General features: G+C 39.3%; 23 protein-coding genes. 18 read left to right on the top strand and 5 right to left on the bottom strand.

All coding sequences use genetic code 11. The features are described 5' to 3' along the window. Positions 1-30 precede the first annotated feature (30 nt). The 4 genes from thiB (at position 31) to bioB (ending at position 4,355) form a co-directional block, all read left to right on the top strand. Positions 31-1,032, top strand: coding sequence for a thiamine ABC transporter substrate binding subunit (thiB, locus tag ACXVWP_RS08750; RefSeq protein WP_289902459.1), 1,002 nt, complete (start codon positions 31-33; stop codon positions 1,030-1,032). Positions 1,033-1,037: 5 nt separating this feature from the next. After that, positions 1,038-2,642: a thiamine/thiamine pyrophosphate ABC transporter permease ThiP gene (thiP, locus tag ACXVWP_RS08745; protein ID WP_297569293.1), complete on the top strand. Its 1,605-nt coding sequence runs from the start codon at positions 1,038-1,040 to the stop codon at positions 2,640-2,642. Then, complete coding sequence (gene thiQ, locus ACXVWP_RS08740; RefSeq protein WP_297569290.1) at positions 2,635-3,264, top strand: thiamine ABC transporter ATP-binding protein; 630 nt, start codon at positions 2,635-2,637, stop codon at positions 3,262-3,264. The genes thiP and thiQ overlap by 8 nt, the downstream gene beginning before the upstream one ends. A gap of 74 nt (positions 3,265-3,338) precedes the next feature. Further along, the gene (gene bioB, locus ACXVWP_RS08735; protein ID WP_049355387.1) at positions 3,339-4,355 is read left to right on the top strand and encodes a biotin synthase BioB; all 1,017 of its coding nucleotides are present in this window, start codon (positions 3,339-3,341) and stop codon (positions 4,353-4,355) included. Positions 4,356-4,399: 44 nt separating this feature from the next. On the opposite strand, the gene suhB is transcribed toward bioB, so the two are convergent. Beyond that, complete coding sequence (gene suhB, locus ACXVWP_RS08730) at positions 4,400-5,200, bottom strand: inositol-1-monophosphatase (RefSeq protein WP_297569285.1); 801 nt, start codon at positions 5,198-5,200, stop codon at positions 4,400-4,402. Positions 5,201-5,400: 200 nt separating this feature from the next. Here suhB and ACXVWP_RS08725 point away from each other — a divergent pair, with 200 nt between their 5' ends. From ACXVWP_RS08725 to yfbR, 9 genes are all read left to right on the top strand, one after another. Continuing rightward, positions 5,401-5,919 (top strand): prepilin-type cleavage/methylation domain-containing protein, encoded by a 519-nt coding sequence (locus ACXVWP_RS08725; protein WP_297569283.1) that lies wholly within the window; start codon positions 5,401-5,403, stop codon positions 5,917-5,919. After that, positions 5,916-6,632: a hypothetical protein gene (locus ACXVWP_RS08720; protein ID WP_369866785.1), complete on the top strand. Its 717-nt coding sequence runs from the start codon at positions 5,916-5,918 to the stop codon at positions 6,630-6,632. The genes ACXVWP_RS08725 and ACXVWP_RS08720 overlap by 4 nt, the downstream gene beginning before the upstream one ends. Continuing rightward, the gene (locus tag ACXVWP_RS08715; protein WP_289902453.1) at positions 6,632-7,312 is read left to right on the top strand and encodes a DUF2572 family protein; all 681 of its coding nucleotides are present in this window, start codon (positions 6,632-6,634) and stop codon (positions 7,310-7,312) included. Before ACXVWP_RS08720 ends, ACXVWP_RS08715 begins: the two co-directional genes overlap by 1 nt. Before the next feature lie 13 nt (positions 7,313-7,325). Beyond that, complete coding sequence (locus ACXVWP_RS08710; protein ID WP_049364346.1) at positions 7,326-7,592, top strand: DUF5374 domain-containing protein; 267 nt, start codon at positions 7,326-7,328, stop codon at positions 7,590-7,592. 37 nt (positions 7,593-7,629) lie between these two features. Continuing rightward, positions 7,630-10,989, top strand: a complete 3,360-nt coding sequence (recC, locus tag ACXVWP_RS08705) for an exodeoxyribonuclease V subunit gamma (protein ID WP_297569274.1) — start codon at positions 7,630-7,632, stop codon at positions 10,987-10,989. A gap of 77 nt (positions 10,990-11,066) precedes the next feature. Further along, the gene (gene nrdR / locus ACXVWP_RS08700) at positions 11,067-11,516 is read left to right on the top strand and encodes a transcriptional regulator NrdR (protein WP_005695670.1); all 450 of its coding nucleotides are present in this window, start codon (positions 11,067-11,069) and stop codon (positions 11,514-11,516) included. A gap of 1 nt (position 11,517) precedes the next feature. Beyond that, entirely contained in the window at positions 11,518-12,648 is a 1,131-nt protein-coding gene (ribD, locus tag ACXVWP_RS08695) for a bifunctional diaminohydroxyphosphoribosylaminopyrimidine deaminase/5-amino-6-(5-phosphoribosylamino)uracil reductase RibD (RefSeq protein ID WP_289902451.1), read from the top strand. 2 nt (positions 12,649-12,650) lie between these two features. Further along, positions 12,651-13,673 (top strand): outer membrane-stress sensor serine endopeptidase DegS, encoded by a 1,023-nt coding sequence (gene degS / locus ACXVWP_RS08690; protein ID WP_128787089.1) that lies wholly within the window; start codon positions 12,651-12,653, stop codon positions 13,671-13,673. Between the two features lie 6 nt (positions 13,674-13,679). Beyond that, positions 13,680-14,276 (top strand): 5'-deoxynucleotidase, encoded by a 597-nt coding sequence (yfbR, locus tag ACXVWP_RS08685; RefSeq protein WP_128787090.1) that lies wholly within the window; start codon positions 13,680-13,682, stop codon positions 14,274-14,276. A gap of 50 nt (positions 14,277-14,326) precedes the next feature. Here yfbR and ACXVWP_RS08680 read toward each other — a convergent pair whose 3' ends face one another. Then, a complete protein-coding gene (locus ACXVWP_RS08680) occupies positions 14,327-15,094 on the bottom strand; it encodes a TOBE domain-containing protein (protein WP_149785903.1) in 768 nt (255 codons plus the stop codon). A 134-nt stretch (positions 15,095-15,228) separates the two neighbouring features. Between ACXVWP_RS08680 and modA the strand changes: the two genes are divergently transcribed. The 4 genes from modA (at position 15,229) to ACXVWP_RS08660 (ending at position 19,322) form a co-directional block, all read left to right on the top strand. After that, entirely contained in the window at positions 15,229-15,993 is a 765-nt protein-coding gene (gene modA / locus ACXVWP_RS08675) for a molybdate ABC transporter substrate-binding protein (protein WP_128787091.1), read from the top strand. A gap of 93 nt (positions 15,994-16,086) precedes the next feature. Next, positions 16,087-16,803, top strand: a complete 717-nt coding sequence (gene modB / locus ACXVWP_RS08670) for a molybdate ABC transporter permease subunit (RefSeq protein ID WP_263970176.1) — start codon at positions 16,087-16,089, stop codon at positions 16,801-16,803. Then, on the top strand, positions 16,790-17,845 hold the full coding sequence (gene modC / locus ACXVWP_RS08665) for a molybdenum ABC transporter ATP-binding protein ModC (protein ID WP_369866782.1): 1,056 nt from the start codon (positions 16,790-16,792) through the stop codon (positions 17,843-17,845). Before modB ends, modC begins: the two co-directional genes overlap by 14 nt. Positions 17,846-17,993: 148 nt before the next feature. Continuing rightward, positions 17,994-19,322, top strand: a complete 1,329-nt coding sequence (locus ACXVWP_RS08660) for an L-cystine transporter (protein ID WP_458473359.1) — start codon at positions 17,994-17,996, stop codon at positions 19,320-19,322. 103 nt (positions 19,323-19,425) lie between these two features. On the opposite strand, the gene dnaJ is transcribed toward ACXVWP_RS08660, so the two are convergent. The 3 genes from dnaJ to dnaK form a co-directional block, all read right to left on the bottom strand. Beyond that, positions 19,426-20,562 (bottom strand): molecular chaperone DnaJ, encoded by a 1,137-nt coding sequence (gene dnaJ / locus ACXVWP_RS08655; RefSeq protein WP_289902449.1) that lies wholly within the window; start codon positions 20,560-20,562, stop codon positions 19,426-19,428. A gap of 62 nt (positions 20,563-20,624) precedes the next feature. Then, the gene (locus tag ACXVWP_RS08650) at positions 20,625-21,029 is read right to left on the bottom strand and encodes a GyrI-like domain-containing protein (RefSeq protein WP_289902448.1); all 405 of its coding nucleotides are present in this window, start codon (positions 21,027-21,029) and stop codon (positions 20,625-20,627) included. Positions 21,030-21,262: 233 nt separating this feature from the next. After that, positions 21,263-23,161 carry a molecular chaperone DnaK gene (gene dnaK, locus ACXVWP_RS08645; RefSeq protein WP_297569993.1) on the bottom strand — a complete coding sequence of 633 codons (1,899 nt, stop codon included), beginning with the start codon at positions 23,159-23,161 and terminating at the stop codon, positions 21,263-21,265. Between the two features lie 268 nt (positions 23,162-23,429). Between dnaK and ACXVWP_RS08640 the strand changes: the two genes are divergently transcribed. Further along, a complete protein-coding gene (locus tag ACXVWP_RS08640; protein WP_289902446.1) occupies positions 23,430-24,926 on the top strand; it encodes a YdgA family protein in 1,497 nt (498 codons plus the stop codon). Positions 24,927-24,976 lie beyond the last annotated feature (50 nt).

Below are 24,976 nucleotides of genomic sequence, written 5' to 3'. Positions count from 1 at the left end.
TTCGTTATGCAAAAATAAGGAGAACGCATAATGAACAAAACACTTCCCATTTTAACCGCACTTTTTACCGCTTCCGCTTTCGCACAAGCTGCTGCACCTCAAACATTAGATGTTTATACTTATGATTCATTTAGTGCTGATTGGAGTGCTGGACCAAAAGTTAAAGCAGCTTTTGAACAACAATTCCCGCAATGTAAGCTGAATTATGTGGCTTTTGATAATAATGGCACTTTGTTTAACCGTGTTCGTCTAGAAGGTAAAAAAATTAAAGCAGACGTGGTACTTGGTTTAGATAGCTATCAAATTGAAGAAGCACAAAAACTCAATATTTTTGAGCCAAATAAAGTGGATTTAAGCCAGTTACGCTTACCGATTAAATGGAAAAATAAAACTTTTTTACCATTTGATTATGCGCAATATGCGTTTATTTATGATAAAAATAAACTGACTAATCCACCAAAAAGCTTAAAAGAATTAGTTGAGCGTCAAGATCTTAAAGTGTTATATCAAGATCCGCGTACAAGCAGTATTGGACGAGGATTATTGCTTTGGATGAATGCAGTTTATCCAGAAGCAGATGTAGCAAATGCCTGGAAAACCCTTTCTAAACATACGGTCACGGTCACCAAAGGTTGGACTGAGTCTTATGGGACCTTCTTAAAAGGCGAAGGTGATGTGGTTTTAAGCGTCAATACTTCACCGATTTACCATATTCTGTCTGAACAAAAAGATAATTATGTGGCAACAGAATTTGCAGAGGGGAGCGTATTACAAGTTGAAGTGGCAGCCAAAGTGGCTAACCGCAATAATGCCTGTGCTGATGAATTTTTAGGATTCTTACTTTCACCGCAAGCTCAAGCGGATATTGCTAAAAATAATGTGATGTTACCTGTGGTAGAGACCAATATCGAAAGTCATATTGATGCGCTTAATTCTCGCGCAAAATCAATGCGTATTTTAGATACTACTACGGTAACAAGTGAGCAGCTGAAAGGCTGGATCAATCAATGGCAAAAAGCGTTATCTAAATAGTATTAATGAGCTTATTGCAACATCCGCATTTTCGTCCTCGCCATTATTTGGGCGGAAGTGCGGTCATTTTTTTCATTGTTTTACTCTATGGATTTTCACTTTCTGCGGTTTTTTCAGTTGGAAGTGATTATGCCTTATCTGACTTCTTAAAAGACGATTATTTGCATCAAGTTATCGCCTTTAGTGTCGGGCAGGCATTCTTGTCTGCCTTGCTTTCTAGCATAATTGGTACTTTATTTGCACGCGCTTTTTTCTATTTAGATTTCAAAGGCAAATCGCTCATTTTACGTATTTTTTCCCTCACCTTTGTTTTGCCGGCATTACTGGCTATTTTCGGTTTGATTAGTATTTATGGCACAGCCGGTTGGCTAACACAACTGCTGCAAACCTTAGGTATTTCGTGGAAACCCTCCATTTATGGTTTAAGTGGCATTCTCATTGCCCATTTATTTTTTAATATTCCTTTAGCGGCACGAATGAGTTTGCAGGCTTTGCAAAGTGTACCAACCGAACAGCATCAACTCGCGGCACAATTAAATATCAAAGGTTTCACATTTTTCCGTTTAATTGAATGGCCTTATTTGAAAAGCCAAATCGTGTCTGCCTTTGTACTGATTTTTATGCTGTGTTTCACTAGCTTTACGATTGTATTGGCGCTTGGTGGCGGGCCGCAAAATAGCACATTAGAAGTCGCGATTTACCAAGCCATTTTCTTTGAATTCGATTTACCCAAAGCCGCATTTTTTGCGTTGGTACAATTTGCATTTTGTTTTGCATTATTTTCACTTTCACAATATTGGGCGAAAGCACCTGAAACGCAGATTTCGCAACGTTATCGATGGGTTTTACCTGTTTCAAGAGCGGTCAAATTTGGACATGTTTTTGTCTTATTCTCGGTGTGCTTATTTATTTTAAGTCCCTTATTCAATATTATTTTCCAAGGTTTGTCAGCTACCCAATTATTTGGCTATTGGCAAAACCCACAATTATGGAAAGCGCTTGCTTATTCATTAACCATGGCACCGACCGCAGGGATTTTATCGGTATTATTTGGGTTCTTCTTATTGTTACTTTCCCGTCAACTGCAATGGTTATCTCATCCCAAATTAGCCCACTTAATTTTAACGGGGGGCATGATGATTTTAGCCATTCCAACGATTGTCTTAGCAGTCGGCTTATTCCTTTGGTTACAAGATATTGATTTTTCAGCAGGGCATTTGTTTGTAGTGGTATCTGTTTGTAACGCCTTGGCTGCCTTGCCATTTGTGCTCAAAATTCTCAATACACCAATGAGTCAATCGATGCAATATTATGAAAAACTCTGTTTATCGCTGAATATTACAGGCTGGCAGCGTTTTCGTTTAATTGAATATCCGCTACTAAAAGCCCCGTTGAAATATGCCTTGGCACTCGCAACGACTTTATCACTCGGCGATTTTACAGCGATAGCCTTATTTGGTAGCCCTGACTTCACTTCGTTGCCTCATTTGCTTTATCAACAAATCGGACAATATCGAAGCCAAGAAGCGGCAGTGACGGCATTGATTTTATTGGGCTTATGTTTAGGTTTATTTATGTTTATTGAAGGGCAGAAGGAACAACATGATTAAATTAAATAATGTGGTCTTCAATTATCAATCCATGCCGATGGTATTTGATTTACATATTCAAGCCCAGGAAAAAATCGCCATCATTGGTGAAAGTGGCGCAGGAAAAAGTACCTTACTGAATTTAATTGCCGGTTTCGAATATGCCGATAGTGGCGAGATTTGTCTAAATGATGAAAATCATACCAAAACAGCACCTTTTGAACGCCCTGTTTCCATGCTATTTCAGGAAAACAATCTCTTTACTCATCTTTCCGTAGAAGAGAATATTGCTTTAGGTTTAAAACCGAATTTAGCCTTAAATGCAGAAGAAAAAGCCCTTGTAGAACAAGCTGCTAGAGCAGTTAATTTACAGGATTTTTTAACGAGAAAACCGACCGCACTTTCAGGTGGACAAAAACAGCGAGTGGCATTGGCGCGCTGTTTGCTACGAGATAAACCCATTTTATTATTGGATGAGCCTTTTTCTGCACTCGATCCTAAATTACGCATTGAAATGCAGGATTTAATGGATCAATTATGTGAAGAGAAAAAGCTCACCATGTTATTAGTGACACATCAACCCAAAGAAATTGAACGGCATATTGATCGAGTGATTGAAATTCATCAAGGAAAAGTGATCTGATCTCTTTTTATCATATTGCAGAGTAATATGCTCAATTTAATAAAAGCGACGTTGCTTAAAACAAGGAAAATATAATGACAACCACAAATGTAGTACAGCTTTCATCTATTACGCCCCATCCTTCAGTGGAGTATTGGTCTGTTTGTAAAGTCGAAGCACTATTTGAAACACCTTTTTTAGAATTAGTCTATCGTGCGGCTCAAGTGCATCGAGAGCATTTCAACCCTGGCGCGATACAGTTATCGACGTTGATGTCGATTAAAACGGGTGGCTGTCCAGAGGATTGTGGTTATTGCCCACAATCAGCACGTTATCAAACAGGTGTACAAAATCAGCAGATCTTGGATATTGATGAAATTGTTGAAAAAGCCAAAATTGCGAAAGCACGTGGTGCAGGACGTTTTTGTATGGGCGCAGCATGGCGTGGTCCTAAGCCAAAGGATATGGAAAAAGTGACGGCGATTATTCGTGCGGTAAAAGATATTGGCTTAGAAACTTGTGGCACCTTTGGGCTGTTGCAAGATGGTATGGCGGAAGAGTTAAAAGATGCAGGATTGGATTATTACAACCATAATATAGATACCGCGCCAGAGAATTATCACAATGTCATTGGTACACGCCGTTTTGATGATCGCTTAAGTACGTTAGGAAAAGTTCGTCATGCCGGTTTGAAAGTTTGCTGTGGCGGTATTGTGGGCATGAACGAAACCCGTAAAGAGCGAGCAGGCCTCATTGCAAGTTTGGCAAATCTTGATCCGCAGCCTGAGTCAGTGCCAATTAACCAATTAGTGAAAGTGGAAGGCACACCAATGGCCGATGCAGCTGATTTAGATTGGACAGAGTTTGTTCGCACTATTGCCGTTGCGCGTATTACTATGCCGAAAAGTTATGTTCGTCTTTCTGCAGGTCGTCAAGGCATGAGTGAAGAAATGCAAGCCATGTGCTTTATGGCAGGAGCGAATTCCATTTTCTATGGTGATAAATTGTTAGTGACAGGTAATCCAGAAGAAGATGGCGATCAGCTTCTTATGGCAAAATTGGATCTTGAGCCAGAAACGGAAGAAAATAGAAAGCCACTCGACAGAAATTAGTCAGAAAAAAGTGCGGTGAAATTTCACCGCACTTTTGTTAAGATTTACTTAACTTGTTCCGTTAGGCAAGGCTGAATTTTATTTAGCATTTCTTTTAAAATACGCGCTGGTGCAGCCACGATATTGCCTGAGCGTAAATAGCCATGACCCGCATTGAAATCACACACTAAACCGCCAGCTTCACGTACAATTAAATCACCCGCTGCGCAATCCCAAGGTTTTAAGCCCATTTCGAAATAGCCGTCAACGCGACTGGATGCTACATAGCAAAGGTCTAATGCGGCAGAACCTGTACGACGAAAATCAGCTGCTTCATCAATTAAGTTATTCATGATAGCAAATTGAGTTGGCATCAAGCTTGGTTGTTTGAATGGGAAACCGGTAGCTAAAATCGCCCCGTTAAGTTCATTTTGGCTATCGACACGTAAACGCACTTCATTTAATTTTGCGCCTTCACCACGCACAGCAGTGAATAATTCATTACGAATAGGATCGTAAACCACTCCCACTTCGGTACGGTTTTTTACACGGATAGCAATAGAAACAGAGAAATGTGGCAAGCCTTTTACAAAGTTGGTTGTGCCATCTAGTGGATCAATCACCCATTGAATATCACTGTCTTTGCCTTCTAATGCACCACGCTCTTCACTGATAATTGTATGATCAGGATAAGATTTCTGAATAATTTCAATGATCTCAGCTTCAGCGGCTTTATCGACGCTAGTCACATAATCATTAATACCTTTTTTACTTGTTTGGATGTCATCACGGCGCTCATAGTTTTTAGCAATCACGTTGCCCGCTTTTCGTGCCGCACGAATAGCGATATTTAACATTGGATTCATATTTCCACCAGATTTTAAAGAACAGATAAATAGGTCGCCTATTATAAGGGAGTTTTAGTAAATAGCCAGTTGAAAATGTTTAATTCACGGTTTTTCCCATTTTTTAAAGGAAATTTGCGATCGGTATCGCAAAAATAAAGTAGCCAATTTGGCTTTCTTCTAAAGGACTTTTAAAGTGCGGTCAAAAAAGAAGGCATTTTATGTATAAAGGGATAACCTTATTAGAAACCTTGATTGCGTTATTTATTTTAAGCTTAACGTTAGCGTTTGTATTGCCTAAATGGCAGAAAAACGATCCCAAATATTTTCTTGAAAAAGAGCAACAACGGCTTTATTTTTTCTTACGTAATATTCAAGCGAGGGCAGAAAACTCATCGGCGATTTGGTTTATTTTGGCCAATCGAGATACAGCAAATCAACGTTGGTGTATCACAGCTCAAGTAAAAAGCGATCATTTTTGTGATTGTTTTCATCCCCAGAATTGTCCTAAAAACCTTTATGCGCATTTTTACTATCCTTATTTTGAAGAAAAAACGATGCTTATCGGCCCTAAATTATATCCGTCAGAAGTGGCGGTGAAATTTAATGGGGCCAGAAATACCATGGAAACGAATTGTTTTATGTTACAGGCTGAAGAGCATCGAACATTGTTCTCTTTTTTCAATGTAGGCAGTATTAAATTAAAGTCTGATCAAGCAGCGAGTGCATGTACAAGATGAAACCATTAAAAGGCGAAACATTGGTGAGTTTGTTGATTTCACTTGGCTTATCCGCTTTATTATTGTTATTAGTTGCACAATTTTATGCCCAAACTCAACAGCAAAATCAGCGTTTAATGTTACAACTCAAATTACAGTCTGAATTGCAACGTACCATTCAACTCATCGGTAAAGATCTGCGTCGCGTAGGTTTTCGAGCCGTAAACCAAAAACTCATCGAGGATAATCTGGTTTTATTCGAATTAGACGAAAAGGGTACTTCAATAACCATTGCTCAAGCAGACAATGCACCATCAAATAGTTGTGTCTTGTTTTTTTATGATTTAAATACTAATGGTTGTATTGGTGAAAAATACACAAAAAATACCTGCGTAAATGGCGTTAAAAATGTGGCAAAAAATATCGAAAAAGAGCTATTTGGTTACAAACTTAACGGCAAAATGATCGAAACCAAACAAACTTATAAAAATGCGGTAAATGCAGATTGTCGCTCGGAAGAATGTCAGCGTGCTCTAATGCAATCTACTTGTAATGCTGGTGGTGGATGGACAGATTTATTGGATGAAAAAGAGTTTGAGATTTCTCAATTACGTTTTGATTGGTTAAAGGCAGGGAAAGGGATTGAAATCAAACTCGCGGGAAATCTTGCAACACATAAGCATATTCAATATGAAACTTCGCTTGTGGTGCCTTTATTAAATCAAGAAGAATGATGAAAAAAGGGATTGTGACACTGACGGCACTGATTTTACTTTCGGGCTTATTGGCGCTGATCTTATTATTTGATGAACAGATCTTTGCGTTTTTTCGAGCTCAAATGAGTTTGCGAAAATATTACGTAGAACAGAGCCTTCCTTTACAGAAAATCAGTCAGCAACAACAAACACACATTTGCCAAAACTTGCCTTTAAATGGTACTGAAAAAGTGAAACAAATCTTTTTCGAGTCTTCAGGGGCAGAGGATAAAGTGGCCTATTCTGTTTGGTGTAAACGTGCAGAGTTGTTTAAGAAATCGCCCACAAAAGGCATTAATGAAAATATGCTGCGAGATTTTATTTCCAGCGAAAAACAAGCTGATTTTCAACCGCACTTTGTGAAAGTAGATACTACTTTAACTGTTCAAAAAACACCACAAGTGTATTGGATAACGCAAAGCCAATTAGAAATTAAAGGGAATGTGAGTGGTATTCTGCTAGCAGAAGGAGATTTAAGTTTAATCGGCAAAGGGCGTATTAGCGGTGCTGTGATTACTGGAGGCTCTCTTAAGTTGGAGGGAGGCGTGACGGTAGCTTACGGTAAAGCCGTGGTGACAAAACTCGTACAAGAATATAGCCAATGGCGTTTGGTGGATAAAAGTTGGAGTGATTTGAGTGCGCAAGATCAAAGTGAATAAAGGCATGTCGTTAATGTCACTTTTATTAGCCTTATCGATTTTCAGCGGGTTATTTTTGATTTTTAACCGATGGACGACTGAGCAACGAAAAAGTGCGGTCAGAATTTTTCAAGAATTTCAGGCGATTCAAATCGCTGAAAATCAGGCTCAACGTCAGTTTTTAGGCTTGTCTTGTGAAAATAGCGTAGAACAAAATGGCATTCAATTTGCAATTCAATGCAGTCATCATCAAGTGAATATACGCTATCCTCAAGGTGAATTTTTATTGAAAACCGAGTAAAATAACGCATTGTTTTTGCTTTCAAAAGGGCGTTACTTTGTTCGTTACTTATTATTCAAACCAACCAGAAATTCAAAAGGATATTTTAGTTTCGCTGTTGGAAAATTTACCGCAACATGATCCGTTTCAATCTGACATTGTGTTGGTGCAAAGTCCAGGTATGGCACAATGGTTGCAAATGGAAATGGCTAAAAAACGCGGCGTTGCAGCGAATTTCCAATTCCCCATGCCTTCCAGTTTTATTTGGAAACTTTACGCCGATAATTTGCCGAATGTTTCTACGCAAAACCCTTTTGAAAAAGATTCAACGTTATGGCGATTAATGCGATTAATCCCTACCTTTTTACAGCAAAAAGAATTTGAACCATTAAAAAAATATTTAGCGTCTTCACCTGCATCAGAACAGCAAAAGCTTTATCAATTAAGCCTAAAAGTTGCCGATTTATTTGACCAATATCTCGTCTATCGTCCCGAATGGATTGCTGCATGGGAGGAAAATAACGATGAAAAGATCTTGGCTCAAATTGATCAGCAAAAGCAGGGGCTTTCGGCATTAAATCCTACCTTTCTTTCTCAAATTAAAGGCAATATTCACTGGCAGGGAATTTTATGGCGAGCCTTGGTGGATGATGTTCAACGTGATTTCGGTGGAAAAGCAAAGCATCGTGCTGCACTCAATCAACAATTTTTAGCATTATGTCGTGATCCCAATGCGACACTCAACTTGCCGGAACGTATTTTTATTTTTGGTATTCCAGCATTGCCAACGGTTTATCTCAATATTTTCCAAGGTATTTCAGCTAAAACAGACGTGCATTTATTCTTCAATAATCCATGTCAAGAATATTGGGGCGACTTGCGAGATCTGAGTAAATCCTATTTATTAGAAAGACAGCGTTTCGTGCAAGCAAGTGATGATGTGAAGCCTTTAATTTCAGCCGAGCAAGTGTCATGGGAATCTGCTAACCTTGATTACACCAATCAACAAGAAGAATTGTTCAGCGGAAATCCGCTTTTAGCCTCTTGGGGAAAAATGGGACGGGATTTTCTCTATCAATTAGTGCGAGATGAGGAGAATATTCAAGCTATTTCCCGTGATTACTATGCAGAACTTCCCGAAAAAACGTTGTTAGGGCAGATCCAAAATCAAATTTTGACGTTAAGTCATGGTGCATTAAATGTCGCGAAAAATGACCGCTCTTTGGTCGTGAAATCTTGCCATAGCGCGATGCGAGAAGTTGAAGTGTTGCATGATTATTTGTTGGATTTATTCAATCAGAATCAACATAAACCAAAAGAAGAACAGATTACACCAAAAGATGTGGTGGTCATGGTGGCCGATGTTAACCAATATACGCCTTATATTCAGGCTGTCTTTGGTGCGAATAGTGCGGACGCACCTGTTATTCCATTCTCAATTTCTGACAGTAAATTGTCTGAAAGTGATGTGATCGTGTCGAGTTATCTTTCCCTGTTAAATTTAAGAGAAAGTCAGTTTGGCGCGGAAGAAGTACTGGCTTTATTGGATATTCCTGCTATCCGTGATCGTTTTAACATTGCGCTTGCAGATCTCGAACAAATTCGTGAATGGGTGAAAGAGTCGGGTATTCGCTTTGGTTTAGAAAAACTGCAGAACACACTGAATTTTAATGCGTGGCAGGCGGGGCTTGAACGTATGACTTTAGGCTATGCGATGCGTGAAGAGCAAGGTGTTTGGCAAGACAGCCTTGGACTTGATAGTAGCTATGGATTGAAAGGGCAGTTAGTTGGTGCAGTGAATCAATTTTTTACGGCCTTAAATAAATGGCATCAAGATTTGCAAAAGGCACACAATATTGAAAAATGGCGTGAAAAATTGACCGCACTTTTGATGGATTTCTTTGTGCAAAATGAAGAAACAGCGGATACCTTATTTTATATTCAAGATTGTATCAATGCCTTTGCCGATGATTTGCAGACCGTCAATTTTGAAGAAACCTTGCAAGCGGATGTGATTGCGGAAGTGATGTCTGCTCGTTTAGAAGAAACACCAAACAGCCTTCGTTTCTTAGCGGGGAAAGTGAATTTCTGCACGCTTTTACCAATGCGTTCTATTCCTTTCAAAGTGGTGTGTTTGCTTGGGATGAATGAGGCAGATTACCCACGCAGTCATACACCAAATAGTTTTGACTTGATGCAATATCATCATCAAAAAGGCGATCGTGTTCGTCGAGATGATGATCGTTACTTATTCCTTGAAGCCTTGCTGGCCGCAAGATCTCATTTTTATGTGAGTTATGTGGGTTGTTCAATTATTGATAATCAACCCAAAGAGCCTTCAGTATTGGTGAGCCAGTTAATTGATTATATTAATCATTATTCAGACAATGGCTTGAGAATTGAACAACATCCAATGACGGCGTTTAGCCCAAGTAATTTCCAAAATGAAGGGAAAATTAACCGCTCTTTTGCAAAAAAATGGCTACCGATTGCGCAATTCCAAGAAAGAAAATGTCATGAATTTGTTGTGCCGATGGCAGAAAATCAAGAGCCAATAACGGAAATTGAACTCGATCGTTTTGTGAGTTTTGTTGAAAATCCAGTGAAATTCTTTTTTGAAAAGCAGCTTGGCGTATATTTCCGAGATGAAGATGATCGCATTGAAGAAAGTGAAAACTTTACGTTAAATGGTTTGGATCATTATCGCATTAGTAATGAGTTATTGCATTTAGAGGAAGCGAAATTTAACGATTATTTCGCCAAACAGCGAGTAAAAGGCATCATGCCACGCGGCGAGTTTGCGGAAGTTTGTGCGCAATCCATTCGTGCTGATGTATTGGCTTTTAAAGAGAAAATTAAGGATTATTCTTCACCCCACAGTGAGAGTGTTGATTTTGTGGTGGAAACGGCACAAGGCAGTATTCGCTTGTTTGGCTATATGGAGCCATTATTTGGCGATGAAAATCAGATAATCGAATGGCGATTTGCAAAATATAAAGAGCGTTATCGTATTCGCCCATGGCTCTATTATCTCATTCAACTGGCGACAAAAGAGCAGGCACTGCCACCACGTATTATCGCTAAAGATAAGGATTTAACATTAAAAACAATAGAAAAATCAACCGCACTTGAGAAACTGAAAATGTATGTAGAGGCTTATTTACAAAGCCAGCAACAAATTCAGCTCATTCCAACGGAAAATATAGCGAAGTTTATTGAAAAAGATGAAAGTGCGGTCAAATTTGACAATGTTTTGACGAATATCGAATCCCTTGCGAAAGATGATCCTTATGGCTATGGAAAAGCTGATCCTTATTGGGCGAGGGTGTTAGGGCAAACAGAACAATTTAAATCAGAGAAAGGCCTTTTGCAGTTGGTGAAACAAACCACATCTTGGTTTGGAGAAATGTTGTCTTAAAGCGGATCTTCAGATCGAAAAGATCTTGGATTTTTGATAAGATAATGGCTTAAGAATAATTTTGAAAAGGATCTAAAATGCGTTGTCCGTTTTGTTCAACTGAAGAAACTAAGGTGATTGACAGCCGTTTGGTTTCTGATGGGTATCAAGTACGTCGTCGTCGGGAATGCGGGAATTGTCATGAACGCTTTACCACCTTTGAAACGGCCGAATTAGTGGTGCCAAAAATTATTAAAAATGATGGGTCACGCGAGCCGTTTAACGAAGATAAATTGCGTAGCGGTATTCAACATGCATTAGAAAAACGCCCAGTAAGTTCGGATGATGTGGAAAAAGCCATCAGCCATATTATTATCCAATTACGTGCGACGGGTGAACGAGAAGTACCAAGTCATCTCGTAGGTAAATTAGCCATGAATGAGCTGAAAGAATTAGATAAAGTGGCGTATATCCGTTTTGCGTCCGTTTATTTGAGCTTTGATAATATCAATGAATTTACCAAAGAAATTGAAAGCTTAAAGGATTAATATGAGTGACACCTTTTCCCCTGATGACGTGAAATTTATGCAACTGGCTCTTGAGCTTGCAGCAAAAGGGCAGTACACCACTACGCCGAATCCATCCGTAGGATGTGTGTTGGTTAAAAACGGTGAAATTGTCGGGAAAGGGTTTCATTTTAAAGCCGGTCAGCCTCATGCAGAACGAGTAGCGTTGGCAGATGCCGGTGAGAAAGCGAAAGGCGCAACTGCTTATGTGACGCTTGAACCTTGTTCTCATTATGGTCGTACACCGCCTTGTGCATTAGGTTTAATTGAAGCGGGTGTCAGTCGAGTTGTCGCAGCCATGGCTGATCCTAATCCTCAAGTGGCGGGCAAGGGCTTAAAAATGTTAGCCGATGCAGGCATACCAAGTGCGGTCAATTTATTGAACGAACAAGCAGAAGCTTTAAATAAAGGTTTTCTCAAACGTATGAGAACTGGCAAGCCTTATGTACAGCTAAAATTAGCCATGAGTTTAGATGGCCGAACAGCTATGGCGAGCGGTGAAAGCAAGTGGATCACGGGTGAAGCAGCCCGTGCGGATGTACAAAAAATGCGAGCCAAAGCGACCGCACTTTTATCTACAAGTGCTACCGTGTTAGCCGATGATCCAAGCTTGAACGTGCGTTGGAATCAATTCCCCGACGATCTAAAAGCGGAATATGCTGAAGATACTGTGCGTCAGCCTATTCGCATAATCTTAGATTCTAAAAATCGAGTTCAACCAAGTCATCAATTATTCCGCACCCATTCGCCAGTTTGGCTTGTGGGTTCAATTCCACGAGATATGTCTCTATTCCCTGATTTCTGTGAGCAAATGTTACTGCCAGAAAACTATGATTTCGATCTATTGATGACAGAATTAGGCAAGAGACAAGTGAATTCCATTTGGGTTGAAGTGGGCGCCAATTTAGCGGGAAGCCTGATTGAACAACATGCTGTAGATGAATTAATCATTTATGTCGCCCCGAAACTCTTGGGGGATAACGCTCGAGGATTATGCCAACTCCCGCATTTAGAAAAACTTGCGGATGCCCCATTGTGGCAATTGCAAGAATGTGAAAGAATTGGGGATGATTTAAAGCTCAGTTATTTACCTAACTTATTAATAAAAGAATAAAAATGTTTAAAAAACTTTTCCATTCCGCCCTTTGGGGGCTTGCTGCGGCAGGCGTTATTTTATTTGCCGTTCCTAAGCTCAATAACAGCAGCCTTTTCTCTGCTGATGATATTGTTTCATTCAATAGTGCAGTGAGAATTGCTTCGCCTGCTGTGGTGAACGTGTACAACCGATCTTTTTCTTCTGCCAGCATTAATGATAGCGATCAATTACAGGTAAATAACTTAGGTTCTGGCGTGATTATGACCAAAGACGGTTATATTCTTACCAATAAACACGTTATCCAAAATGCGGATCAAATTGTGGTGGCACTGCAAAACGGCAATATTTATGAAGCGAATTTAATTGGTTCGGATAATTTGACGGATCTTGCGGTATTAAAAATCAAAGCAACCAATCTTTCTACCATTCCGCAAAATAAAGAACGCCAGGTACGAGTTGGTGATATTGCTCTTGCTATTGGTAACCCGTATAACCTCGGTCAAAGTGTTTCCCAAGGGATTATCAGTGCGGTAGGGCGTAGTGCCGTAGGGGATTCTTTAGGTCGTCAAAACTTTATTCAAACAGATGCATCAATTAACCGTGGTAACTCTGGTGGCGCGTTGATTAACTCTGCGGGCGAATTAGTGGGGATCAGCACGTTAAGTATTGGTAAAACAGCCAATGAAATTGCAGAAGGGCTGAATTTTGCGATTCCAATTAGTATTGCAAATGATGTGTTATATAAAATTATTCGCGATGGACGCGTGATTCGTGGTTATTTTGGGGTGCAAAGTGAAATTACTTCTAACTCAAACGGTGGTATCGTGATTACTGGCGTGACCGCCAATAGTCCTGCCGCAAAAGCAGGTATACAAGTCGGTGATGTGATTTTGCGGTTAAATAAACAAGATAACCTCTCTATTCGTGAAATGATGCAAATTATCAGTGATACTAAACCGCATACAGAGGTCATTGTTACCGTTTCTCGCTTAGGTAAAGTAATTGATCTTCCTGTGATTATTGAAGAGTTACCGTTTAATTAAGGATGTATTGTGGAAGTTAAAACCAGCCACTTTTTTGCCTGTTTAGATCGTCTTCGCTTAATTCAGCGTTGGTCATTAATGCGCAATATTGAAAAGGAAAACTTGGCGGAGCATAGCTTGCAAGTAGCCTTTGTAGCACAAGCTTTAGCCATTATTAAAAATCACTTTTTTGATGGTAAAGTCAATCCTGAACGTATTGCAGTGATGGCGATGTATCATGATACCTCTGAAATTTTCACTGGTGATTTACCGACCCCAATTAAGTATTTCAACTCTGAAATCACGCATGCTTATAAAGATATTGAAGCAGCTGCAGAATTGCATTTAATTAGTTTGCTCCCGACTGAATTGCAAGAGAGTTTTGCTCCATATTTAGATAGTGAGCAATTTAGCCCAGAAGAAAAGCATTTAGTAAAACAAGCGGACTTGATTTGTGCGTATATTAAAGCTCAATTTGAATTAGAGCATGGTAACCATGAATTTAAAACCGCGAAAAAACGCTTAGAACATCTAATGGAACAATGGCACAGCCAAGAAATGGATTATTTTTTGCAAGTCTTTTTACCAAGTTTTGGACGCTCGATTGATGAGATTGCGTTATAAGCGCAAATAATAAAGTGCGATAAATTTTGATCGCACTTTTTGTTTGAGGATTATTTCAATGTCGCTAGAATGATCTGTTCTGGATCCACATGTAACCACACATCTTGTCCCACTTTCCAACCATCTTTGCTATGAATGCTGGCACAAAATTCAATTGAGCTGTGCTTTAATTGCACAATGGCTTCTTCGTTTTCTATTGAAAGAATTGTTGCTTGGAAAAGGTTATTTTTTTCTTCTAATGGGGTAGCACTAATTTTCACCCAAGGGGCTTTAAACATCACCATCACTTCTTTTTCAGTAATGAGTCTGAGACGCTCAGCACTGCGCATTGTGATTGAAACATGTAATGGATGAGCTAAATCCTGAATATTTACTGCAACAATGCAGCGGGAGTCAACGATATGTTGGCTTGCCACCTTACCGAAAAATTGATTACGCGCGCTACTTTGTAAGGAGAATTTTGCCGTTGCTGAAAGTAGACTGTTTAGTGGGATCGTCTCATCTTGCAGAATATGAAAAGCGTGTTCCTGTGTTTGTTCGAGCAAATCATAAAGCTGCAGTAAACGCTCGGCATAAGTGGTTAATGAAGTACCGCCCCCATTTTTTCCACCAATATTGCGTTCTAAAAGCGGTTTGGGACTGATTTTATTCATCGCCTCAAGGTGATCCCAAGCACTTTTATAGCTCACTTTCGCATTTTTAGCTGCTTGGTTGATTGAGCCACATTCTTTAATTTCTTTTAAGAGGCGAACACGTTTTGGATCAATAAATAATTCTTGATGAAGTTTGATCGTCAGTAAAATTTCAGTTTGTTTCATCATCTCCTCCTAATACACAATTCTGTTTATTTTACTTGATCTTTAAGTTTTTCTGTATGCTTATTTGAAAATTCAAGTTATAATTTACTCGTAGTATATTTTTTTATATATAGTTTCATTTATATAGGAGATAAATAATGAAATTAACTAAATTTGCAACCGCACTTTTAATTGCAGGCATGGGCGTATCTTTTGCTGCATCAGCAAAAGTGACTGTGTTTGCTGCTGCTTCAATGACTGATGCGTTACAACAAATTGCGAATCAATACCAAACTGAGAAGCCAAATAATACCGTGGTTTTCTCTTTTGCTTCTTCTTCCACCCTTGCAAAACAAGTTGAAGAAGGTGCACCTGCAGACTTATTTATTTCAGCTAGCAACAAATGGATGAAATATTTATCAGACAAAAATCTCACTGTAAAAGAAACTGAAAAAGTATTAGCAGGCAATGAATTAGTATTAATTGCGCCGGCTAAAAGTGCTGTTAATTCAGTGGATATTGCCAAAGGTGAATGGATCAAAGGCTTAAAAGACAGCTATTTATCCGTAGGTGATCCTGCGCACGTTCCTGCAGGACAATATGCAGAAGAATCATTAACCAAATTGAATTTATGGGATCAAGTTAAAGATAAATTAGCGCGTGCGAAAGACGTACGTGGTGCATTAGCCTTAGTTGAACGTGCTGAAGCCCCTTATGGTATTGTGTATAGTACCGATGCGAAAGTGAGTAAAGACGTGAAAGCAGTCGGTGTATTCCCGAAAGACAGTTATAAACCGGTTGAATATCCCGTTGCGATTTTAAAAGATCATGACAATGCGGATACCCGTGATTTCCTTAATTACTTAGAATCGAGCGCAGCGAAAAAAATATTTGTTGAATATGGTTTCTCTGTGAAATAATGAGCTAGACTTTATAAAGAAAGGACAGGCAACTGTCCTTTTTGTTATCTCTAAAGAAATTTCGACATATCGACATATACACAAGGAAATATTTTGCTCTCTTGGTTTCAATTAAGCCCGATGGAATGGGATGCGATTCACTTAAGCATGAGTGTTGCATTGAGTTCTATGCTTTGGAGTTTGCCCTTCGCAATTTTTATTGCTTGGTTAGTGGCTCGTAAGGAATTTTACGGTAAGTCTTTGATTACAGGAATTATTCATCTGCCTTTGGTATTGCCGCCAGTGGTTATCGGTTATTTATTATTAGTCGCCATGGGACGTAATGGATTTATTGGCAAGTATTTATATCAATGGTTTGGCTTATCCTTCGGCTTTAGCTGGAAAGGGGCTGTATTAGCTTCAGCGGTGGTGGCATTTCCATTGGTCGTACGAGCGATACGTCTTTCCTTAGAAAGCATTGATTTTAAATTAGAGCAAGCTGCACAGACGCTTGGCGCTTCGCCTTGGCGAGTCTTTTTTACGATTACATTGCCCCTTTCTCTACCTGGTGTATTGGCAGGTTTAGTATTAGGGTTTGCTCGCTCTTTAGGAGAGTTTGGTGCAACCATTACCTTCGTATCTAATATTGCGGGGGAAACTCAAACCATTCCTTTAGCAATGTATTCGTTTATCCAAACACCAGGCGCCGAAGCACAAACTGCACGCCTTTGTTTGTTTGCGGTGATCCTTTCATTAATTTCTTTATTGCTTTCCGAAGCATTGAGCAAACGGATGCAGAAAAAATTGGGGCAGGGCGATGCTACACATTAATGTACAACAACAATTAGGTCGCTTGACCTTACGTGCGGATCTGCAGTTGCCAACTCAAGGTGTGACGGCTATTTTTGGTTTGTCAGGTTCGGGTAAAACCTCATTGATTAACTTGGTGAGTGGTTTAACTCATCCCGATCAAGGATTTATTCGTTTAAATGACCGCACTTTGGTGGATGTGGAGAACGGTGAGAATCTCCCCGTGCATCAGCGCAAAATTGGTTACGTATTCCAAGATGCCCGTTTATTTCCGCATTACAACGTCAAAGGCAATTTACGTTATGGCATGAAGAATGTCAGCCGTGAAGACTTTGACTATATCGTTCAGCTACTTGGTATTGAACCGTTACTCAAACGCTATCCACTTACTTTATCGGGTGGTGAAAAACAACGTGTGGCGATTGGGCGAGCCTTATTAACAGATCCTGATATTTTGTTAATGGATGAACCGCTTTCAGCTTTAGATGTGCCTCGCAAACGTGAGCTTATGCAATATCTGGAAAGTCTATCTAAAGAAATTAATGTGCCGATTTTATATGTGACGCACAGTTTGGACGAATTATTGCGTTTGGCCGATCGTGTTGTGCTGATGGAAAATGGCAAAGTGAAAGCCTATGACACCTTAGAAAATGTATGGAACAGTCCGTTATTTGCCCCTTGGAAAGGCGAATCGGAGCAGAGTAGTGTGTTGGCGTTGCCAGTATATTTACATAATCCAGCCTATAAAATGACCGCACTTTCTTTGGGCGAACAACAGCTTTGGATTAATGAAGTACATCATCAAGCGAATGAAAAAGTGCGCGTCTGTATTTATAGTTCCGATGTCTCGCTTACTCTCAGCAAGCCAGAGCAAACGAGTATTCGTAATATCTTACTCGGGCAAATTGTACAAATCGTTCCGCAAGAGAATCGCATTGATATTGCGGTGTTGGTGGAGAGGCATAAAGTTTGGGCAAGTATCAGTAAATGGGCGTTTAATGAATTGCATTTTGCTCAAGGCATGGATGTTTATGTACAAATAAAAGCCATTTCTGTCGTCTAACAATCACTCTCTTTTCAATCTGAAAAGGGATAAAATCGTTTATCCCTTTTAAATTCTACTTAGTTATATCTCATTCCTAAAAAACATTTTATTTCCTTTGATAAAAACCATTAAATAGACTTAGTTATCAACTTCTTAAGGAATAAAAATGTTATTTCTTACTTTGGTGCTTTTTGTCGCAGTGCTTTTAGGGCTTAATTATCTCTATCGTAGCACGCAAAAATTAGGTCAAACGGTATTTGTTGGTTTGTTATTAGGGCTTGTAGGCGGTGCATTACTGCAATCTTTAGGTGGGCAAGAAACCGTGAAAACAGCCTTGGATTGGATCAATGTAGTGGGCGGTGGTTATGTTCGCTTACTCCAAATGATTGTAATGCCGTTGGTGTTTGTGTCGATCCTTTCTGCGATTACGCGTTTAAATCAAGCCAGTTCATTAGGCAAAATCAGTTTTAGCGTACTTTCCGTGCTTTTAGTTACCACAGCGATTGCGGCATTAATCGGTATCATTATGGTGCAAGTGTTTGGTTTAACTGCAGAAGGTTTAGTGGCGGGTGAGCGTGAGTTAGCGGCACAGGCGAAAGTTGTAGGACGAGTTGATCAAGTCAGCAACCTTTCTATTCCTGCGATGTTGATTTCCTTTATTCCTAAAAATCCATTTGCAGAATTAACCGGAGCGAATCCAACTTCGATTATCAGCACCGTGATTTTTTCTGCATTTTTAGGTGTAGCAGCATTAAGTTTACGCAAAGAAGATCAATCACTCGGTGATCGTATCGCACAAGGGGTTGATACATTAAATAAATTAGTCATGCGTTTAGTGCGCTTCGTCATTCGTTTAACCCCTTATGGTGTGTTTGCGTTAATGATTAAAATGGCGGCTACATCAAAATGGGAAGATATTTTGAACTTAGGTAGTTTTATTGTTGCGTCTTATATTGCGATTATCTTGATGTTTATTGTGCATGGTGTGTTACTTGGTTTATCTGGTATTAACCCAATTACTTACTTCAAAAAGGCATTGCCAACATTGAGTTTCGCCTTTACCTCTCGTTCAAGCGCGGCGAGTATTCCGTTAAACATTGAAACTCAAACAGATAAACTAGGTAATAATCCTGTTGTAGCAAACTTTTCAGCCACCTTTGGGGCAACAATTGGACAGAATGGTTGTGCGGGGATTTATCCTGCGATGCTAGCGGTAATGGTGGCGCCAACAGTGGGTGTCGATCCATTTACGGTGAGCTATATTGCAACATTAGTATTGGTGGTGGCGATTTCCTCTTTCGGTATTGCCGGCGTAGGTGGTGGCGCAACCTTTTCTGCGATTGTGGTGTTATCGACTTTAAATCTCCCGTTAGAATTAGTCGGTTTATTGATTTCAATTGAACCATTAATTGATATGGGACGAACTGCACTGAATGTGAATGGTGCAATGACAGCCGGAACATTGTCTAGCAAATGGTTAAAGCTTAAAGACTAATTAATAGAGAAGAGGGCATATTCAATATGCCTTTTTTTATCAATAAAAAAAGTGCCGTCAATTTCAAAATAGTTTTAAAATTGACCGCACTTTCTGTTTAGGATTATTTACCTAAGTTATCAAAGAATTTCTTCACACCGTCTAAAAAGCTTGAAGATTTCGGGCTATGAGATTTTTGTTCTTTCAAACTTTCTTCCAGTTTTTCTAATAATTCTTTTTGTTCTTTATTTAAGTTCACCGGCGTTTCAATCACCACACGGCAAATGAGATCGCCTGCGTAGCCAGTACGTGTAGAGCTTACTCCTTTACCACGCATACGGAACAATTTGCCTGTTTGGGTTTCCGCAGGAATTTTGAGTTTTACTTTACCGTCTAAGGTTGGGACCTCAATTTCACCCCCTAACGCTGCCATTGAGAAACTAATTGGCACTTCGCAGTAGAGGTTATTTCCATCACGTTCAAAGATATGATGTTCTTTAACGTGAATAACTACATATAAATCACCTGCTGGAGCACCATTTTCACCTGCTGCGCCTTCACCGCTTAAACGTAATTGATTGCCAGTATCCACACCTGCTGGAATTTTAACAGAAAGGTTTTTCTTCTTGTGAACACGACCTTCGCCATGGCAGCTTTTACATGGTTTTTCAATTTTCTTACCAGAACCATGACAAGTAGGACAAACGGCTTCGGTTACGAAGAAACCTTGTTGACGACGAATACGACCAGAACCATGACAGCTTGGACATGTTTCAACTTTTGAGCCTTTTTCTGCACCAGTGCCATCGCAGCTATCACAGTGAGCAAGCGTATTGATTTGGATGTCTTTGGTTGTACCTTTTACGGCTTCTTCTAACGTAATTTGGATGTCATATCGTAAATCTTCACCGCGAACTACACGCTGACGACCACGTCCGCCACCGCCAAAGATATCGCCGAACATATCACCAAAAATATCACCAAAATCAGCGCCGCTGAATCCACCACTGAAGCCACCGCCTCCCATGCCGCCTTGTTCAAAGGCTGCATGACCGTATTGATCGTAAGCAGCACGCTTTTCTTTATCGCCTAAGATTTCATAGGCTTCTTGGATTTCTTTAAATTTTTCTTCTTTGGCTTTATCACCTTTGGTTCTATCAGGGTGATATTGCATGGCGAGTTTTTTGTAAGCACGTTTAATTGCTTTTTCATCTGCGCCACGTTCAACACCAAGAACGTCGTAATAATCTTTCTTTGCCATAATGTTTCCGTATTTTTATTTGCAAATATTTTGTCATTTCTGACCGCTTACATTCGCTATTTTTAGCAATGTGGGCAAATTGAAATGTAAATATCCACTTTTCCATTTGGATAATATTTTTCAAAATCCACGTTATAAGCACGTTTTAATAAGCCTTGCTTTTCTTTATTCCAAATATGTTGCCACGTTTGAACTACTGATTTATAAGTCGTAGGGAAGATTTCATACCAAGTCAGATCTTCAATTTCAATGGTTGAAAAACTGCCTTCAGGTTTACTTTCTTGAGCAACAGCAACATCATAATAGCCCGTAAAATCCGATTCGTAATTCAGATAAACACCATAATAAGGCTCATTTTGAGGCAATTTGGTAAAATTATTCTGCCAAAGCTGTCCAATCTTTTCTGCGGGATTTTCCTTTGTGTTATGCGTACGAATTTTAGCAAGTGGATAAAGTGTAAGTGGCATAACCATTACTTAAATTTACAAAATTCTGGGTAAATTTGACCGCTTGTAACATACTCCCTTCTTTAGCAAAGAGGGGCGGGGGGAGATTTGGCAGAAGTAAATTTAGCTCATAAGAAAATTTGATATCGCTATCAAATCACCCCTCCCCCCTCTTTTCTAAAGAGGGGAACTTGTTAGATACACCAAAAGGGCGTGTTTCCACGCCCTTTGTTTATGGTAAGAAGAGCGGTGAATTATTTATTGTCTTTCACTTCTTCAAACTCAGCATCAACAACATCATCATTTGGATTGCTACTTTGAGCTTGTTGTGCATCACCTTGTGGTTGAGCCGCTTGAGCAAGTTTTTGAGCCACTTCTGCAAGTGCTTGAAGTTTAGCTTCGATTGCTGCTTTATCTTCACCTTTCGCTGCAGTTTCTAAATCGCTTAATGCGCTTTCAATTGCGGCACGATCTTCAGCTGGAACTTTGTCACCTGCTTCTTCTAATTGTTTACGTGTGCTGTGTACAAGGTGATCTGCTTGGTTTCGCGCTTGTACTAATTCTTCAAATTTACGGTCTGCTTCAGCATTTGCTTCTGCATCACGAACCATTTGTTGAATTTCTTCATCACTTAAACCCGAAGAGGCTTTGATGGTGATTTGTTGTTCTTTACCTGTACCTTTATCTTTCGCAGAAACGTGGATAATACCGTCAGCGTCGATGTCGAAGGTTACTTCAATTTGTGGCATACCGCGTGGAGCAGGGTTAATACCTTCAAGGTTGAATTGGCCTAAAGATTTATTCGCTGATGCTTGTTTACGTTCACCTTGTAACACGTGAATGGTTACTGCACTTTGGTTATCTTCTGCTGTTGAGAACACTTGTGATTTCTTAGTTGGAATCGTCGTGTTTTTCTCAATTAAGGTAGTCATTACACCACCCATGGTTTCGATACCTAAAGATAACGGTGTTACGTCTAACAATAATACATCAGTTACATCACCTGCTAATACACCACCTTGAACTGCTGCACCGATAGCAACGGCTTCATCTGGATTCACGTCTTTACGAGGTGCTTTACCGAAGAACTCTTCTACTTTTTGTTGTACTAATGGCATACGGGTTTGACCGCCCACTAGGATAACATCATCAATTTGTGATGCACTTAAGCCAGCATCGTTTAGTGCAACTTTTACAGGTTCAAGTGATTTAGCCACTAAATCTTCTACTAAAGATTCTAATTTAGCACGAGTTAATTTAATGTTTAAGTGTTTAGGACCTGTAGCATCTGCAGTGATGTAAGGTAAGTTCACATCAGTTTGTTGTGCAGAAGAAAGTTCAATTTTCGCTTTTTCACCTGCTTCTTTTAAACGTTGCATTGCAAGTGGATCGTTACGTAAATCCACACCTTGCTCTTTTTTGAACTCATCTACTAAGTAGTTGATTACACGGTTATCGAAGTCTTCACCACCTAAGTGAGTATCACCGTTGGTTGCCAATACTTCAAAGGTTTTTTCGCCGCCTACTTCATCAATTTCGATGATAGATAAGTCGAATGTACCACCACCTAAGTCATATACGGCGATAGTTTTGTTGCCTTGACCTTTATCTAAACCGTAAGCTAACGCTGCCGCTGTTGGTTCATTGATGATACGTTTAACTTCTAAACCAGCGATACGACCCGCATCTTTTGTTGCTTGACGTTGCGCATCATTAAAGTATGCTGGAACGGTAATTACTGCTTCAGTTACTGGCTCACCCAAGAAATCTTCTGCAGTTTTCTTCATTTTCTTCAATACTTCTGCAGAGATTTGTGGAGGCGCAAGTTTGTCACCTTTTACATTTACCCATGCATCACCGTTGTCTGCTTTGGTGATTTCAAATGGCATAATGTCGATATCACGTTTGACTTCAGCATCTTCAAAACGACGACCGATTAAACGTTTAATTGCAAATAACGTATTCTTAGGGTTAGTCACCGCTTGGCGTTTTGCCGGTTGACCCACTAAAATTTCGTTATCATTTGTATAAGCGATAATTGACGGGGTAGTACGATCACCTTCTGCGTTTTCGATTACGCGTGGTTTATCACCATCCATAACTGCAACACAAGAGTTTGTTGTACCCAAATCAATACCAATAATTTTTCCCATTTTGTTACTCCTAAGTAAATTTTAAATTCGTCGTAAATCATTACGATGAATAAGATGTGGATATTTTTTCGCATTTCAAGAGGCTTGATTTAAATTTTTTCATCCTCTTAAAGTGCGGTCGCTTTTGTTCTTGTTTTACAAAATAAGTCCAACGAAACAAAGTTCAAGGGGGAATATAAAATTATTTTGGAAAAATAAGAAAAAGATTGTGTTTTATGATAAATTGCTGACAATTTTAATCATCTATTAATTTAGCAAAGGAATCAAAATGAAAAAATCAACCGTAGCATTAGGTGTGATTATGGCTCTTGGTGCGGTAGGTGTCGGTGGGGCCTGGTTTACAGGCGAAAAAGCACAAACTGAATATTTACGCCAAATTGAATTAGCAAATAAACAAGCTCAGGCTTTAGGCTCATCTGATTTATTTAAGGTTGTTTATCAAAATAAACAGTTTGAGCGCGGTTTCTTTACTTCTCAAGTGGAAGATGAAGTGGTTATATCTTTACCCAAAGAGGGGAAGGTATTTACTATTCCATTTTCAACTAAGCTTTATCATGGTCCATTTCCTCTTAATCAGCTAGAAAAATTCAACTTTGTACCAACAATGTTTTCAGCACAAGGTGTGATTGGTAAAAATGAAACAACCCAACCTTTATTTGATTTGCTTAAATCAGATAAACCTGTTCAATATCAAGCAACTACTAGCTATAACTTATCGACAAAAGGTAAAGTTGAATTAGCAGGTGGAGAGCTAACTGATCCAGAGTCACCAGGAACGAAAGTCACTTGGTCAAATATCAATATGGGCTTTGATGTCAATAAAGATCTCGCTGGCAAATATGATATGACCTTAAATGAAGTGAGTGCTACCGTCTTGCCAGAAGTTATGGAGGAGCAAGATGGCGAAGATATGCCTAAATCAATCACAATGAAAATGAAAGGCATGAAAGTCGAAGGTTCATATAATCCAACTAAGTGGGCTTACATTTATACGGGAAAAAGCACTTCTTTAATTGACAGTTTTGAAATGGCTACGCTCGATCATGCGGGAAAAGAGAGCACTGTAGTCGAAAAGGGTTTTAAAGCAAAATCTGATATTTCGCTCGATGGTGATTTCGTGAGTGCCAAAAGTGAAAATACGGTAGACTCGATAGCTGTTGATGGGAAGGATTTTGGAAAATTAACTTATAATGGTGAATTAAACCATATTGAAGCGAACGCAGCAAATGCTTTGATTGAAGCACTTTTCACCGTCTTTAAGTCAGTAAGTGATGATAAAAATGTGAAGAATGAAGTGGTATCTGAAATTTTAAGTTCATGGGTTGAAAATCATGGTATGGTTATTTTTAATAATCAGCCTCAAATTAAACTTAACCCAGTGTCAATTTCAGATAATCAAGGTAAAGTGTCATTAGATTTAAATGTGGCATTAGCGAAAGATCCGAAATTTGATTTAATGGCGGGTAGTTTATATAAACAATTTACGGATTTCGCGGTAAATATTCATGTAGATAAAGCGACAGCAGAAAAAATCATGACACAATTTGCTCCAGAAGAAGATAAAGCTTTGGTTAAAGAGAAAATTGAAGAGCAAGCGAAACAAGCGGCAGCACAAAATATTGTGGTGAATAACGATAAAAATGTGACGCTTACCTTAGTGCTCGAAAAAGGCGAACTCAAACTTAATGGTCAACTGATTCCAGAAGAACAAGTTCAAGGCGTATTATTTATGTTAATAATGGGCGCAGCAATGCAGACAAGGTAATAATCGTTAAATAATCAGAAGGAGATAAAGCAATTTATCTCCTTTTTTAT

This window comes from Haemophilus sp. SZY H56 (assembly GCF_054332415.1).
Note: the sequence above shows the minus strand (reverse complement) of the source record. Positions and strands in the feature narration are given on the sequence as shown.

Excerpts from the sequence above, each read along its gene's own strand:
- thiB (WP_289902459.1), top strand. The coding sequence starts at position 31 with ATGAACAAAACACTTCCCATTTTAACCGCACTTTTTACCGCTTCCGCT.
- thiP (WP_297569293.1), top strand. The coding sequence starts at position 1,038 with ATGAGCTTATTGCAACATCCGCATTTTCGTCCTCGCCATTATTTGGGC.
- thiQ (WP_297569290.1), top strand. The coding sequence starts at position 2,635 with ATGATTAAATTAAATAATGTGGTCTTCAATTATCAATCCATGCCGATG.
- bioB (WP_049355387.1), top strand. The coding sequence starts at position 3,339 with ATGACAACCACAAATGTAGTACAGCTTTCATCTATTACGCCCCATCCT.
- suhB (WP_297569285.1), bottom strand. The coding sequence starts at position 5,200 with ATGAATCCAATGTTAAATATCGCTATTCGTGCGGCACGAAAAGCGGGC.
- ACXVWP_RS08725 (WP_297569283.1), top strand. The coding sequence starts at position 5,401 with ATGTATAAAGGGATAACCTTATTAGAAACCTTGATTGCGTTATTTATT.
- ACXVWP_RS08720 (WP_369866785.1), top strand. The coding sequence starts at position 5,916 with ATGAAACCATTAAAAGGCGAAACATTGGTGAGTTTGTTGATTTCACTT.
- ACXVWP_RS08715 (WP_289902453.1), top strand. The coding sequence starts at position 6,632 with ATGAAAAAAGGGATTGTGACACTGACGGCACTGATTTTACTTTCGGGC.
- ACXVWP_RS08710 (WP_049364346.1), top strand. The coding sequence starts at position 7,326 with ATGTCACTTTTATTAGCCTTATCGATTTTCAGCGGGTTATTTTTGATT.
- nrdR (WP_005695670.1), top strand. The coding sequence starts at position 11,067 with ATGCGTTGTCCGTTTTGTTCAACTGAAGAAACTAAGGTGATTGACAGC.
- ribD (WP_289902451.1), top strand. The coding sequence starts at position 11,518 with ATGAGTGACACCTTTTCCCCTGATGACGTGAAATTTATGCAACTGGCT.
- degS (WP_128787089.1), top strand. The coding sequence starts at position 12,651 with ATGTTTAAAAAACTTTTCCATTCCGCCCTTTGGGGGCTTGCTGCGGCA.
- ACXVWP_RS08680 (WP_149785903.1), bottom strand. The coding sequence starts at position 15,094 with ATGAAACAAACTGAAATTTTACTGACGATCAAACTTCATCAAGAATTA.
- modC (WP_369866782.1), top strand. The coding sequence starts at position 16,790 with ATGCTACACATTAATGTACAACAACAATTAGGTCGCTTGACCTTACGT.
- ACXVWP_RS08660 (WP_458473359.1), top strand. The coding sequence starts at position 17,994 with ATGTTATTTCTTACTTTGGTGCTTTTTGTCGCAGTGCTTTTAGGGCTT.
- dnaJ (WP_289902449.1), bottom strand. The coding sequence starts at position 20,562 with ATGGCAAAGAAAGATTATTACGACGTTCTTGGTGTTGAACGTGGCGCA.
- ACXVWP_RS08650 (WP_289902448.1), bottom strand. The coding sequence starts at position 21,029 with ATGCCACTTACACTTTATCCACTTGCTAAAATTCGTACGCATAACACA.
- dnaK (WP_297569993.1), bottom strand. The coding sequence starts at position 23,161 with ATGGGAAAAATTATTGGTATTGATTTGGGTACAACAAACTCTTGTGTT.
- ACXVWP_RS08640 (WP_289902446.1), top strand. The coding sequence starts at position 23,430 with ATGAAAAAATCAACCGTAGCATTAGGTGTGATTATGGCTCTTGGTGCG.